This window comes from Streptosporangium sp. G12 (genome assembly GCF_052983175.1).
On sequence record NZ_JBRIQO010000006.1, the window covers coordinates 112,531 to 126,287 of the forward strand.

A 13,757-nucleotide genomic window follows, 5' to 3' on the forward strand; every position below is an offset into this window, starting at 1 on the left:
GACGCGGCGAGCGGAGTACCGTGAAGGCTCGCGATCGCCACAAAGAGTGCGCAGAGGCTCGCGTTCCGCGCCCGAAGGACTGCAGATGATCACACCCGACGCCGACGGCCCGCCGGTCAGCCCAACCTCGATGGCCGCGCCGCGGGGCAGCTCCACCGTGCTGCGGATCGTCCTGGGCGCGCAGCTCCGCCGCCTGCGCGAGCAGCGGGGCATCACGCTGGAGGAGGCGGGGCACTCCATCCGCGCGTCGCACTCCAAGGTCAGCCGCATGGAGCTCGGCAGGGTCAGCTTCCGGATCAGGGACGTGGCCGACCTGCTCACCCTGTACGGGGTGACCAGCGACGCCGAGCGCGAGCCGCTGCTGTCCCTCGTCGAGAAGGCCAACCTCACCGGCTGGTGGCACAACTACAACGACGTGCTGCCCCCCTGGTTCGAGACGTACGTGGGCCTGGAGGAGTCGGCCACCGTCATCCGCAACTACGAGGTGCAGTTCGTGCCCGGCCTGCTGCAGAGCGAGGGCTACGCGCGGGCCGTCATCCGGCTGGGCTTCCCCTCGGCCTCCCACGAGGAGCTGGACCGCAGGGTGAAGCTGCGCATGGCGCGCCAGCGGCTGCTGCGCCGCCCGGAGCCGCCCCACCTGTGGGCCGTGCTCGACGAGGCCGTGCTGCGCCGCCCGCTCGGCGGGGTCCAGGCGATGTGCGAGCAGATCGACCACATCCTGCGGGCGCTCGAGCTGCCCAACGTGACCGTCCAGATCGTGCCCTTCAGCGTCGGCGGCCACGCCGCGGCCGGCGGGCCCTTCAGCATCCTGCGGTTCTCCCAGCCCGACCTGCCCGACGTCGTCTACATGGAGCAGCTCACCAGCGCCGTCTACCTGGAGAAGCGCGACGACGTCGACAGCTACCTGGAGGTCATGGAGCGCCTGTGCATCAAGGCCGAGTCGGCCACGCGCACCCGCGAGATCCTCCTGGGGATCCGCGAGGAGTTCCAGCGGAGGCTGTGAGCCGGGAACGGGGCTCGCGGGACCGCCGGGCGGCGCCGTAAGCGGGGTCTCCGAGCCCGTGACGCGGCCCGGTCGCGACCGCCGGGCGGTGTCACGCCCGAGGTGTCCGAGCCGGTGACGCGGCCCGCCCGCAACCGCCGGGCGGCGCCGTACGAAGATGTGGGCATGAGATGTCTCGTGACCGGCGCGGCCGGATACATCGGAGGGCGGCTCGTCCCCGAACTGCTCGACGCGGGTCATGAGGTCCGCTGCATGGTGAGGTCGGCCGGCCGCCTGCGTGACCAGCCGTGGGCCTCCCGGGTCGAGGTCGCCCAGGCGGACGCGTCCGACGCCGAGCAGGCCGCCAGGGCCCTGGAGGGCATCGAGGTGGTCTACTACCTCATCCACACGATGGGCGGGGGGAGCGACTTCGCCGCCGCCGACCGCGAGGCGGCCACCACCTTCGCCGCCGCGTGCGAGCGCGCGGGGGTCCGCCGCGTCGTCTACCTCGGCGGTCTCGTCCCGGAGGAGAGGCACTCCCACCCCGGCGGTCCCGCGCCGGGCGAGAAGCTCTCGCCGCACATGAGCTCCCGCGTCGAGGTGGGGGAGATCTTCCTGCGCTCCTCGACGCCCGCGGTGGTGCTGCGGGCGGCGGTCATCATCGGATCCGGCTCCGCCTCCTTCGAGATGCTGCGCTACCTCACCGAGCGGCTGCCCGTGATGACGACGCCGCGCTGGGTCGCCACCAGGACGCAGCCCATCGCGATCCGCGACGTGCTGCGCTACCTCGTGGCCTGGGCCTCCGTCGAGGAGGAGGTGAACCGCTCCTTCGACATCGGCGGCCCGGACGTGCTCACCTACGCCGACATGATGCGGGTCTACGCGGAGGTCGCCGGGCTGCCCCGCCGGCTGATCATCCCGGTCCCGGTGCTCAGCCCCGGCCTGTCGAGCCACTGGGTGGGGCTGGTCACCCCGGTCCCGGCGGGCCTGGCCCGCCCGCTGGTGGAGTCGCTGCGCAACGAGGCCGTCTGCGGCGAGCACGACATCGCCCGCCACGTCGAGGACCCGCCCGGCGGCCTGACCGGGCTGAGGCGGGCGATCGAACTCGCCCTGGAGCGCATCAGGGAGGCCAGGGTCGTCACCCGCTGGTCCTCGGCCTCCATCCCCGGCGCGCCGAGCGACCCGCTGCCCACCGACCCGGGCTGGGCGGGCGGCAGCCTGTACGTCGACGCGCGGGCCCGCCGGGTCGGCGCCTCGCCGGAGGCCCTGTGGGCGGTCGTCGAGGCCGTCGGCGGGGAGTCGGGCTGGTACTCCCTGCCGCTGGCCTGGAGCCTGCGCGGCCTCCTCGACCGGCTGGTCGGCGGCGTGGGCCTGCGCCGGGGGCGCCGCGACCCCAAGCGGCTCCGGGTGGGCGACTCGGTCGACTTCTGGCGGGTCGAGGAGGTCGAGCCGGGCCGCCTGCTGCGGCTGCGCGCGGAGATGCGCCTGCCCGGCCTCGCCTGGCTGGAGATGCGGGTGCTCACGCACCGAGGGGAGACCGTCTACGGCCAGCGGGCGATCTTCCACCCCCGCGGCCTGGCCGGGCACCTCTACTGGTGGTCGGTCGCGCCCTTCCACAGCCTGATCTTCGGGCCCATGCTGCGCAACGTGGCGAAGGCCGCCGAGCGCGGCGTCCTGCCCGTCCCCTCCGAGGGCCGGACCGCCGGCCTCGACGCGCCCGCCGCCGGCGAGCCCAGGGACGCCGTCCCCCGCTGACCCGCCGCCGGCGGCCCGCCGTCACGACCGGCTGTCACGGCTCGCCGTCGCGGGATACGAGGACGTCGACGATGTCCGCGTACCCGATCTCCTTGTGCGTGAACTGTCCCGCCACCGCGAACTCCGCGAGGCCGTGGGCGGTCGAGAGCAGGGCCATCACCCGGGCCTTGGGCGCCGGCCCGTCCCAGGGACCCCGCATGCCGAGCGCGGTCGTCACCTGGTCGATCGCCGTCTCCAGCTCCGGGTGGTCCCCGGCGAGGAACTCCGCGGCGAACACCAGCCGGTACTCCTCGCGGTGCGTCGTGGCGTACTCGACGTAGCTCAGGTAGAAGGCCCGCAGCCGGTCGCGCGGGCTCGTCCCCTCCAGGATCGCCGCGGCGACGTGCGCGCTGAGGTCGGCGATGACCCGGACGGCGAGCGCCGCCAGCAGCGCGGTCTTGTCGCTGAAGTGCCGGTAGGGGGCCGTACGGGACAGGCCGGCCAGGTCGCCGACGGCACGCAGCGTCACGGCGTCGAGGCCCCCTTCGCGCAGCAGTCTCAGCGCGCTGTCGACCAGGCGGGTCCTGGTGTCGTCCACCATGTAGGTCCACCTTCCCGGGCCTCGCGTGTTGACAACGTCAACGTACCTGGTTGACACTGTCAACATGATGTTGACGACGTCAACCGGAGAGCTATGAAGATCACGGTGAACGGGCTGCCCGCCACGGTGGACGCCGGCCCCGACGACGCCGCCGTGGACGTCCTGCGAGACGGACTCGGCCTCACCGGCACCAAGGCCGCCTGCCGCACCGGAGTCTGCGGCGCGTGCACGGTCATGGTCGAGGGGGTGCCCCAGGCGAGCTGCCTGCTGCCGTCCGCCGCGCTGGAGGATCGCGAGATCACCACCGCCGAGGGCCTCGACCACCCCGTCCAGCGGGCGCTCGCGGTCCACGACGGCCTGCAGTGCGGCTACTGCACGCCCGGGTTCGCGGTCGAGGGCGCCGCCTTCGTCGACGCCTGGCGCGCCGAGCACGGCGACGTCGCGCCGCCGCGCGAGCGGATCGCCGCCGCCCTCGCCGGTCACCTGTGCAGGTGCGGCGCGTACGAGGGGATCTACGCCGCGATCGCCGCCGCCTGCCGGGGAGAGCACGACGGCGCCGCGGGGACACCCGCCCGGGTCGAGGCGATGGACAAGGTCACCGGCCGCGCCCGCTACACCACCGACGTGCGCCTCGAGGGCCAGCTGGAAGGGGTGATCATCCGCTCGGCGAGGGCGCACGCCCGCGTCACCTCGGTCACGGTGGACGCCGCCCACGTGGTCGACCTGCTGCCGCCCGACCGTACCGTCCGCTACGCGGGCCAGCCCGTCGCCGCCGTCGCCGCCCCCACCCGCCGCGAGGCGCTGGCGATCGCGGAGGCCGCCGAGATCGGCTACGACCCGATGCCCGCCGCGCTCGACGACGCGCCGGACGCCCCGCCCGTCTACGACGAGGCCGCCAAAAAGCACGTCCCCAGCTCCAGCGAGGGGCTGGAGCTGCCCGGCGACTGGAACGGCAACGTGCGCGGCCCCTTCACCAGGGCGAGCTGGCGCGGGCGCACCGCCGTCAAGCGGATCGAGGCCGCCCGCCGCGACGCCGACCCCCGCCTGGTGACCGGCACCTTCACCACCGCCGTCCAGGTCCACACCCCGCTGGAGCCGCACGCCTGCGTCGCCCGCTGGGACGCCGAGGGCGACCTGCACCTGCACCTGTCCACCCAGACCGTGGGCGTGGCCGCCGAGCAGGCCGCCAAGCGGTGGAACCTGCCTGCCGGGCGGGTCCACGTCGTCACCGACCACGTCGGCGGCGGCTTCGGGGCCAAGAGCGGCGTCGGCACGGAGACGATCGCCGCCGTCGAGCTCGCGCGGGCCTGCGGCGCGCCGGTGCGCGTGGTGTTCGGCCGCGCCGAGGAGCTCACCGACGCGGGCAACCGCCCCGGCACCCGCACCACCCTCGAACTGCTCACCGACGACCGGGGCGACCTCGCCGCCCTCACCATGGACGTCCACGGGCGCGGCGGCGTGGCCATCGGGTCGGCCGTCGCGGTGATGGCCCGCCTCATGTACGGCACCGCGCCCCGCCGGCTCCGCGACTACGACGTGGTCACCAACGAGCCGCCGGGCACCCCGTTCCGCGGGCCGGGGGCGCCGCCCATGCTCTGGGCGCTGGAGCAGGCGGTGGACGAGGCCGCCCACCGCCGGGGCGAGGACCCGATCGCGCTGCGCCGCCGCTGGGACGGCAACCGCAAGCGGCACGCCCTCTACGACCTGGCCGCGGCCCTGCCCGGGTGGACGGCCAGGCCGCGGACCGGCTCCCAGACGGGCCGCTTCCGCCGGGGTGTCGGGGTGGCCGCCGCCAACTGGGCCTACATGCTCGACCCCGGCACGGAGGTGGAGCTGCGCGTCGAGGGCGACGTGGTCGTGGCCCGCACCACGACCCAGGACATCGGGACCGGCATCCGCACCGTCATCGCCGACGTCGTGCGCGAGGAGCTCGGGCTGCCCGCCGAGCGCGTCCGCGTCGAGATCGGCAGGACGGGCACCGTGCACGGGCCGGCCTCGATCGGCAGCCGCACCACGGTCTCGGTGGCTCCCGCCGCGCGCGACGCCGCGCGGCGCCTGCGGAAGCTGGGCCTGGCCGACGGCGCCCGGGTCGTCGGCGGGCGCCGCCGCGACCGGCGCGGCTACGTCACCCCGTTCCCGGTGGGCGGCATGGCGATCGGCCGCGGGTTCAGCGGTTCGGTCCACGTCACCGAGGTCGAGGTCGACACCCGCCTGGGCGCCGTCAGGCCGCTGCGGGTGTGGGCCGGGATCGCGGTGGGCCACATCTACGCCGAGCGGCTGGCGCGCAGCCAGTGCGAGGGCGGCGTCGTGCAGGGCATCGGCTACGCCCTGTACGAGGAGCGCCTGGTCGACCCGGTGACGGGAGTCGTGCTGACCGCCAACCTCGACGACTACCGCATCCCCGGCATCGGCGACACCCCGGAGATCACCGTGCACTTCCACCGCGACGGGTGGGACCACGTCAACGGCCACGGCGTCGGGGTCGGCGAGATCTCCACGGTCGGCGTGGCCGCCTCGGTGGGCAACGCCGTCCACAACGCCACCGGCTGGCGCCCCCACGACCTGCCCATCCGTCCCGACCGGCTCCTCGAGGGGATCAACCGGTGATCCTCTTCCCGCGGATCCGCGCCGGAAGGTGTTCGACGATCCCTGCACTGGAAGGTGTTCGATGACCGTACTCACCGACCTCGGCGAGACCGTGCGGCGCGGCGGCGAGTTCCGCGCCGGAGGCACCGACCTGATGGGCCGCCGCGCGGCGGGGCCGCACGTGGACCTGCGCGGCCTGCCCGATCTGTCCGGCGTCACCCGGCGGCCGGACGGCTCCGCCGGGATCGGCGCGCTGACCACGGTCGCGCGGGTGGCCCGCGACGCGCGCCTGGCCGCCGACCACCCCTGCCTGGCGCTGACGGCGGCGGCCCTGGCCACCCCCCAGATCCGGGAGGTGGCCACCGTCGGGGGCAACCTGCTGCAGCGCAACCGCTGCGCGTACTTCCGCAACCCGGCCTTCTCCTGCCACCAGGACGGCGGCGACCGCTGCCCGGCCCGCGCCGGGCTCGCCCCGAACGCCGCGATCCTCGACACCGGCCCGTGCGTCGCGCCGCACCCGTCGTCGCTGGCGGTGGCCCTGCTCGCCTGCGACGCCTCCGTCGAGGTGCACGGCAGGGACGCGTTCCCGATCGCCGAGCTGTACGGAGACGGCTCGGACCCGTCCCGCGACCACCTGCTGGCCGCGGGGGAGATCCTTCTCTCCGTCGTCCTGCCGCCGCCCGTGCCGGGGGAGCGGGCCGCCTACCACCGGGCGATCGGCAGGTCGGAGGCCGAGTGGCCGCTGGTGGAGGCGGTGGCGCGGCTCGTCGTCGACGACGGCGGGAGGATCACCTTCGCCCGGGTGGCCGCGGGGGGCGTCGCCCGCGTCCCCGTCCGCCTGCCCGAGGTCGAGGAGGCGCTCCTGGCGGGCGAGCCCCTGGACCGGGCGGCCGGGCTGGCCACCGCCCGGTGCGCCCCGGCGGCCCGCGGCTCCTACAAGCTCGCGCTGCTCGCCGGGACCGTCCTGGAGGTCCTGGAGCGCGCGACCGGCACCGGCGAACCCCGCTGACCGTACCGTCCCCCGCCGCGCGAGGACGGGTGCGGCGGGAGCCCGGCCGGTCCGGTGCCCGAAAGGACCCGTCACGGCGGAACCGCGGGGTGGGGGCGCGGGGTCCGGCCTAGCGGGGCGGGCCCGCCGCCGTGACCAGGCCCGTCTCGTAGGCGACGATGACGAGCTGGGCCCGGTCGCGCGCGCCGAGCTTGCCGAGCAGGCGGCCCACGTGCGTCTTCACGGTCGCCAGGCTCAGGGTCAGATGATCGGCGATCTCCGTGTTGGACAGTCCTCTGGCGACGAGCGCCAGCACGTCGAGCTCCCGCCCGGTGATCCCGTCGAGCTCGCGGGCCGTCGGGCGCGCCGGTTCGGGCCGCCGGGAGAACTCGGCGATGAGCCGGCGCGTCACCGTCGGCGCGAGCAGCGCCTCGCCGGAGGCGACCACCCGGATCGCGGCCAGCAGGTCGCCCGGCGGGGTGTCCTTGAGCAGGAAACCGCTGGCCCCGGCCCGCAGCGCCGCGTAGACGTACTCGTCCAGGTCGAACGTGGTGAGCATGAGCACCCGCACGCCCGGGACGCCCGCCGGGCCGCAGATGCGGCGGGTCGCCTCGATGCCGTCCATCTCCGGCATCCGCACGTCCATGAGCACCACGTCCGGCGACCCGCCGCGCGCCAGCTCCACCGCCTCGGCGCCCGTCCCGGCCTCGCCGACCGTCACCAGGTCGGGCGCGGTGTCCACCAGCACCCGGAAGCTCCCGCGCAGCAGCGCCTGGTCGTCGGCGACGAGCACCCGGATCACCGGGCCTCCTCCTGCGGCGCGCGCGTCCTGCCGGGTGACGCGGACGTCTCCCCGTGCGGCACGCGCGGCGGGTGAGTTCCCCGGGGTGGCGGGCACGTCCCCTCGCCCGGTGCGCGCGCCTCCCGGTGCGGCACGCGCGTCTCCTCGTACGGGATGCGGGCCGAGACCCCGAACCCGCCCTCCGGGCGGCGCCCGGCCGTGAAGCTCCCGCCGTACACGGCCACCCGCTCGCGCATCCCGATCAGCCCGTGCCCCGGCCCGCCGGGCAGCACCCGCTCGCCGGGCCCGTCGTCGGCGACCTCGACCCGGACCTCGCCCCCGGACGCCTCGACCGAGACCCGGCACCGGGCGGGGGCGGCGTGCCTGACGACGTTGGTCAGCGCCTCCTGGACGATCCGGTAGACCGACAGCTCCACCCCCTCGGGCAGGCCGGTCGCCCGGACGTCCAGCTCGACGCGCACCCCGGCCATCGACGCCCGCTCCACGAGGCCGGTGAGACCCGCGAGGCCGGGGGAGGGGGCGAGGGCGGGCGGCGCGCAGAGATCGGCGTCGTGGTCGGCCTCGAGGCCGAAGCGGAGCACTCCCAGCAGCTGGCGCATCTCGGCCAGGGCGCTCCTGCTGGTGGTCTCGATGACGCGCAGCGCGTCCGTGGCCTCCTCGGGCCGCACGGCGGCGACGTGGTGGGCGACGCCCGCCTTGACCGCGATCAGGCTCATGCTGTGCGCCACCACGTCGTGCAGCTCGCGGGCGATCCGCAGCCGCTCCTCGGCCACCGCCCGGTCCGCGAGCTGCTCGGCCGCCCGCGCCGTGTACGCCCGCCGCTCACGTACGGCGCGGCCCGCGATCCAGGCGCCGCCCATGAACGCCACCCCCACCAGCAGCGGCCCGGTGACGCCGGGCGCCGGGGCGGAGGTGCCCACCGCCGACAGCAGCAGGACGGCCACCGCGCCGCAGGCGCCGATCGCGATCGTGGGCTCCCACCGGGGCCGGGGCCGGGTGAGCGCCACGAGGTAGATCGCGAAGGCCGCCGCCGCGAACCTGTCGTGCACCGTGCCGAGGACGACGAGGGACATCAGCGACATCGCGAGGACGGCGCAGAAGACGGTGAGCGGCCACAGCCGCCGTACCGCGAGCGGCAGGGTGATCCCGGCCAGGATCAGGAACCGCGCCCACGCGGGCGCCGCCGGGTCCGGGTGCCCGGCTCCGAACAGCAGCAGCGCGAGCGCGTACCCCGCCGCCCCCAGGGTGTCGAGGCGGACGAGCCGGGCGCGGCTCCAGTGCCGCGGGAAGAGCGAGTCGTCCATGGTGAGGTCCACGGTGAGACCGTATCCGCCAGGGTCGCGTCCCCGCCTCCTCCCACGGGACGTCATCCCCGGGACCGACCCTCCCGTGCCGCGGGCGCCGCCGTCGGACCAGGGGTCGACCGCGAAGTGCCCGCCCTGGCCCGACGCGCCCGGGGCCTGCCCCGCGAGAGCCTCGACGGCATGATCGAAGTCAGGGAGTTGACCAAACGCCACGGCGCGACCGTCGCGGTGGACGGCCTGTCGTTCCAGGTGGGGCCGGGCCTGGTCACCGGGTTCCTCGGCCCCAACGGCGCGGGGAAGTCGACCACGATGCGGGTGCTGCTCGGCCTGGACGCCCCCACCTCCGGGCAGGCGCTCGTCAACGGGCGCCGCTACGCGACGATGCGGCACCCCCTGCACGAGGTCGGCGCGCTGCTCGACGCGAACGCGGTGCACGGCGGGCGCAGCGCCTACGACCACCTGCGCTGCCTGGCGCGGAGCAACGGGATCGGGGCCTCGCGGGTGGCCGTCGTCCTGGAGCGGGTGGGCCTGGCGGGGGTGGCCCGCAGGCGGGCCGGTGACCTCTCGCTCGGCATGCGGCAGCGGCTGGGGATCGCGGCGGCCCTGCTGGGCGACCCGGGCGTGCTGATGTTCGACGAGCCGGTCAACGGGCTCGACCCGCAGGGCGTGCGGTGGATCCGCCACCTGATGCGCTCGCTGGCCGCCGAGGGACGCACCGTGCTGCTCTCCAGCCACCTGATGAGCGAGATGGAACTCACCGCCGACCGCCTCGTGATCATCGGGCGCGGCCGGCTGGTCGCCGAGACCACGGTCGGGGACCTGGCCGCCCGCCGCGACCGGGGTGTGCTGGTGCGCTCCCCGCGCGCCGCCGAGCTCACCGGCGTGCTGGAGGCCGCCGGCGCGACGGTCGGGACGGAACCGGGCGGGGGACTGGTCGTCAGGGGGCTGGACATCGCGCGGATCGGGGACCTGGCCGTGGCCGCCGGCCTCGCCGTGCACGAGGTCACCCCGCGCGGCGCCTCGCTGGAGGAGGCGTACATGGAGCTGACCGGCGACAGCGCCGAGTACCTGGCGGGCGGGCGATGACCGGCCTCCCGCGTCTCCCGCGGGGCGAGGTGACGGGGAGCCGGCTGGCGGCGGACGTGCTGGCCGCCGAGTGGCTGAAGCTGCGCACCGTCCGCTCCACCTGGTACGTGCTGGCCGCCGTCGCCGCCTCCGTCGTGCTCATGGTGGTGTTCACCCTCTACGTGGGCGGTCTGTGGGACGGCATGCCTCCCGAACGGCGGGCCACCCTGCGCGCCGCGCGGCCCGAGCAGCTCCTGCTGCTGCCGGTGCAGATCTGCATGGCCGTGCTCGGGGTCCTCGCGTTCACCTCCGAGCACGCCACCGGCATGGCCCGCACCACCTTCACGGCGGTGCCGCAGCGCGCGGCGGTGCTGGCGGCCAGGGCGGCGGTCGTGGCCGCCGTCGCGTTCGCCGTGGGGCAGGGGAGCGTGCTGGTGACGTTCGCCGCCGGCCGGCTGATCATCGGTGACCGCCCGATCCCGGGCTTCGCGACGCCGCTGTGGGAGGAGTTCCCCGGGATGTTCGCCACCGGGCTGTCGGTGGTGGTGCTCGCCATGGTCGGACTCGGCGCGGGCGCCGTGCTGCGCTCCACCGCCGGGGCGATCACCGGCGTCGTCGCGTACCTGTACGTCCTGCCGAGGTTCGCGACCGCGCTGCCCGACCCGTGGAACGCCAGGGTCGGCTCGGTGCTGCTGGAGGACCTGACCCGGCAGGCCGCGGGCGAGCCGCCCCTGGCGGTCGGGCTCGGCGACGCGCCCGCCGGGATCGGACTGTCCCCGGCGGCGGCGCTGGCGGTGATGGCCCTGTACGTCGTCGCGGCCCTCGGCGCGGCGGCCGTCGCGCTCACCCGCAGGGACGTCCGGTGACCGGCGACGCGTGGTGGTGGGCCCCGAGGGAGATCCCGGGTCTCTCGCGTACGGCGGACCGCTGCCGCCGGCGCCGCGGGTCGCGATGGGGGACACCGGCGCACCCGCTGGGGGCGGTCGGCTCAGTGCCGGTGGAACGCCCTTACCGCCAGCACCGATGGGACGGCGTGCTCGCGTGGCTCGAAGAGCCGATCGATGCTCAGTCCCGCGTCGACGAACGCGTTGACCAGGTCGGGCAGCGGCACGTGGCTCATTCCGACCCGGTCTCGGACCCCGCCTTCGCGCCACCACGGCGAGCGCTTGTGCCGGCCCCTGAGCCGGTAGGTGGGGTGAATGACCACCGCTCCGTCGGTACGGAGCTCGATGTGCGGACCGTTGAAACAGGGGTGTACCCCGTAGAACAGCAGCAGCCCGCCCGGAAGCAGCACCCGGGCCGCCTCTTTGATCAGCCCGGCGAAGTCGTCGATGTCGGTGGAGACCCAGAGGGCGGTGACGGTGCCAAAGGTGTCCGCGGCGAACGGGAGCGTCGTCGCGTCACCCTGGAGGAGCGGGGCGCCGTCCCTGCGGCGGGCGAGACGCAACTGGTCGGCCGAGTGGTCGAGGCCGACGACGGTCCGGCCGGTGGATCGGATGGCGTCGAGGTAGAGGCCGGTGCCGCAGCCGACGTCCAGGCACAGGCCTTCACCGGGGCCCAGGAGATCGGCTATGTGGGCGACGTTGGCGGCGGCGCCGGGCCCGATGTAGTCGTCGTACCACTCGGCCTGGCCGTCATATCGCGCGGTCATGATTCAATCAAACATCAGGACCGCGGTTCACTGACGACAATCCCGGGTGTCCACCGGCACCGTCTCCGCGCGCGACGACAGATGGCAGTGAGCGCCGCACCGTTCGAACTCACCTTGCGGCGGGCCGGACATCCGTGTCGCGCGCGGAGACGATGGCTCCGGCTCACTCGGGGTCCCGGTAGCAACGAAGAAATTTCCAACGAAGTGCGGCCTGACCTGCAGTAACGGTTGTGTTTGACGGGTTGGTGATCACTGCCGCTACGTTCGTTCCGGTTTCGTCCGGTTTCGTCCGGTTTCGTCCGGTTTCGTCCGGTTTCGTCCGGTACGGCAGGTAGAGGTGGTGCGTTGTCCGAGAGGATGTTCTCCGAGGAGCATCTGGAGCAGCTGCGTTCGTTCCCGGAGATCACGAGTGATGAGTTGATCCGGTACTTCACGCCGACGGCGGCTGATCTGGCGTTCGTGAGCCCCGGTGGGCGGGGCCCGGTCGATCGGCTGGGCATGCTGGTCCGGCTCTGTGCGCTGCCCTGGTTCGGGTTCGTACCCGACGATGTGGCCTCGGCCCCACCAGCGGCGGTGGCTCGCCTGTCCGAGCGGCTGGGGGTGGGCCCGAAGGCGCTGAAGCTGTACGGCAAGAGGGAGCAGACCCGCTCCGACCACCTGGGCCAGGTCGCCAAGTACCTGGAGTGGAAGACCGCCCCGGCCGGCAGCCAGGCGATGAAGGAGTTGGAGCAGTTCCTACTGGACCGGGCGATGGAGCACGACTCGCCGACGCTGCTGTTCAACCTGGCGCGCGAGTACCTGATGGCGGCCAAGGTGCTCCGGCCCGGTGCGCTCATCCTGTGACGATCGGTGATCCGGGCGGGCGTGGTGCCTGGCCGGCTCCAGGCCGGTTTCCCGGTCCCGGCCCCGCGACCGCGCTTGCCACTGGCTCCGGCGGCAGCTGGGGCCGGCCCTGTTGCCGGTCGAGTTCGGCGGCCTGGCGGATGTAGCCACCCAAGGCGTCGCGGTCGATGTCCTCCGGCTTTTTGATCTTGACGTGCCGGGTTGTCTTCCCGACGCCTTCGAGCAGCCCGTGGGCGTCGGCGAACTCGGCGCCGCGGTCGAAGGCGAACGTGATGTGGGTCTTGCCGGCGCTGATGACGGCCAGAATCTTCTTGCCCCGCCAGGCGGGCGAGCCGTACGCGATCACCTCCCGGGCCTCGGGCGCGTGCTGTCTCATCAGCTCGCGCAGGGCGGCCACGGTGGGCCGGTGGACGGGCGCGACCCGGGTGGCGACGTACTCGTCGATGGCCGACTCGCTCATGAGCTTCTCCTTTCGGCAACGGGGCGTGCGGTCATCGAGCTGAGGCACAGGGCGGAGGCCCAGGTCCAGATGACGGCGCCGCCGGCGAGCATCAGCCGGTAGTCCTGGGCGGGAAAGGCGGCGAACCCCAGGACGAGGTACGCGGCGGGGGCCAGGACGCTGTAGACCGTCCAGCCGCGTCGGCCCTCGCGCGCGAATCGGCGGGCGAACACCAGGCAGGCCACGCTCAGCGCGAGCCCCATCCCGACGGGGGCGATGTTGTGCAGCATGCCATGCCAGCTCGCCTGGGCGGGGGCGCCGGCAGGGGTTCCCGGCGGGAAGGCGTAGGCCGGATCGGTGGGGAAGAGGCCGGCCCAGATCAGGCTGGTGCCGTACACGGCCAGCAGTCCGGTACCCCAGGCGCGGCCCAAGGTCCTGGGTTCGAGCACGCGGCGCAGGCCGATGACGGAGGCCAGGATCAGCAGCCCGCAGACCAGGAAGTTGGCGGTCTGGATCCAGCCGTGTTCGCCCAGGCTGAGCATGCTGAGGGGATGACGGCGGGCGTCGAATCCGTCGCGGGTCATCGCCTGGCCCACGATCAGCAGGACGAATAGCGGGCCGGCGAGCACGCCGCAGGCGAGAAGGGCACGGGCCGGGGCGGCCGTCCCGGCCATGCGCCGGGAGACGGAGGCGTCGGAAGACATGGGGTGAGCTCCTGTGAACGGCCGGGCCCGCGCCGTGCGGGCGCAGGCCCGGGGGTGG

General features: G+C 74.5%; 13 protein-coding genes. 7 read left to right on the forward strand and 6 right to left on the reverse strand.

The window, feature by feature from the left end:
- Positions 1-85: 85 nt before the first annotated feature.
- Complete coding sequence (locus ACVCAG_RS11295) at positions 86-1,003, forward strand: helix-turn-helix domain-containing protein (RefSeq protein WP_447189802.1); 918 nt, start codon at positions 86-88, stop codon at positions 1,001-1,003.
- Positions 1,004-1,168: 165 nt separating this feature from the next.
- A complete protein-coding gene (locus ACVCAG_RS11300; RefSeq protein WP_440083281.1) occupies positions 1,169-2,737 on the forward strand; it encodes an SDR family oxidoreductase in 1,569 nt (522 codons plus the stop codon).
- Between the two features lie 34 nt (positions 2,738-2,771).
- On the opposite strand, the gene ACVCAG_RS11305 is transcribed toward ACVCAG_RS11300, so the two are convergent.
- Positions 2,772-3,317, reverse strand: coding sequence for a TetR family transcriptional regulator (locus tag ACVCAG_RS11305; RefSeq protein WP_440083282.1), 546 nt, complete (start codon positions 3,315-3,317; stop codon positions 2,772-2,774).
- Between the two features lie 93 nt (positions 3,318-3,410).
- Between ACVCAG_RS11305 and ACVCAG_RS11310 the strand changes: the two genes are divergently transcribed.
- Both ACVCAG_RS11310 and ACVCAG_RS11315 read left to right on the forward strand, forming a co-directional pair.
- Complete coding sequence (locus tag ACVCAG_RS11310) at positions 3,411-5,924, forward strand: molybdopterin-dependent oxidoreductase (RefSeq protein ID WP_440083283.1); 2,514 nt, start codon at positions 3,411-3,413, stop codon at positions 5,922-5,924.
- Positions 5,925-5,985: 61 nt separating this feature from the next.
- Positions 5,986-6,912, forward strand: a complete 927-nt coding sequence (locus ACVCAG_RS11315) for an FAD binding domain-containing protein (RefSeq protein WP_447189803.1) — start codon at positions 5,986-5,988, stop codon at positions 6,910-6,912.
- A 109-nt stretch (positions 6,913-7,021) separates the two neighbouring features.
- Here ACVCAG_RS11315 and ACVCAG_RS11320 read toward each other — a convergent pair whose 3' ends face one another.
- Together ACVCAG_RS11320 and ACVCAG_RS11325 are read right to left on the reverse strand one after the other, a co-directional pair.
- A complete protein-coding gene (locus ACVCAG_RS11320) occupies positions 7,022-7,693 on the reverse strand; it encodes a response regulator (protein WP_440083285.1) in 672 nt (223 codons plus the stop codon).
- Entirely contained in the window at positions 7,690-9,009 is a 1,320-nt protein-coding gene (locus tag ACVCAG_RS11325) for a histidine kinase (RefSeq protein ID WP_447189804.1), read from the reverse strand. Before ACVCAG_RS11325 ends, ACVCAG_RS11320 begins: the two co-directional genes overlap by 4 nt.
- Before the next feature lie 168 nt (positions 9,010-9,177).
- On the opposite strand from ACVCAG_RS11325, the gene ACVCAG_RS11330 reads away from it, so the two are divergent.
- Both ACVCAG_RS11330 and ACVCAG_RS11335 read left to right on the forward strand, forming a co-directional pair.
- A complete protein-coding gene (locus ACVCAG_RS11330) occupies positions 9,178-10,083 on the forward strand; it encodes an ABC transporter ATP-binding protein (RefSeq protein WP_447189805.1) in 906 nt (301 codons plus the stop codon).
- On the forward strand, positions 10,080-10,928 hold the full coding sequence (locus tag ACVCAG_RS11335; protein WP_447189806.1) for an ABC transporter permease: 849 nt from the start codon (positions 10,080-10,082) through the stop codon (positions 10,926-10,928). Before ACVCAG_RS11330 ends, ACVCAG_RS11335 begins: the two co-directional genes overlap by 4 nt.
- A 122-nt stretch (positions 10,929-11,050) precedes the next feature.
- Here ACVCAG_RS11335 and ACVCAG_RS11340 read toward each other — a convergent pair whose 3' ends face one another.
- Complete coding sequence (locus ACVCAG_RS11340) at positions 11,051-11,713, reverse strand: class I SAM-dependent methyltransferase (protein ID WP_447189807.1); 663 nt, start codon at positions 11,711-11,713, stop codon at positions 11,051-11,053.
- A gap of 345 nt (positions 11,714-12,058) precedes the next feature.
- Here ACVCAG_RS11340 and ACVCAG_RS11345 point away from each other — a divergent pair, with 345 nt between their 5' ends.
- A complete protein-coding gene (locus tag ACVCAG_RS11345) occupies positions 12,059-12,556 on the forward strand; it encodes a DUF4158 domain-containing protein (protein ID WP_447189808.1) in 498 nt (165 codons plus the stop codon).
- On the opposite strand, the gene ACVCAG_RS11350 is transcribed toward ACVCAG_RS11345, so the two are convergent.
- Together ACVCAG_RS11350 and ACVCAG_RS11355 are read right to left on the reverse strand one after the other, a co-directional pair.
- Positions 12,546-13,016, reverse strand: a complete 471-nt coding sequence (locus ACVCAG_RS11350; protein ID WP_440083291.1) for a DUF1801 domain-containing protein — start codon at positions 13,014-13,016, stop codon at positions 12,546-12,548. The two genes, ACVCAG_RS11345 and ACVCAG_RS11350, sit on opposite strands and share 11 nt — an antisense overlap.
- Positions 13,013-13,699: a DUF998 domain-containing protein gene (locus ACVCAG_RS11355; RefSeq protein WP_447189809.1), complete on the reverse strand. Its 687-nt coding sequence runs from the start codon at positions 13,697-13,699 to the stop codon at positions 13,013-13,015. Before ACVCAG_RS11355 ends, ACVCAG_RS11350 begins: the two co-directional genes overlap by 4 nt.
- Positions 13,700-13,757: the final 58 nt, after the last annotated feature.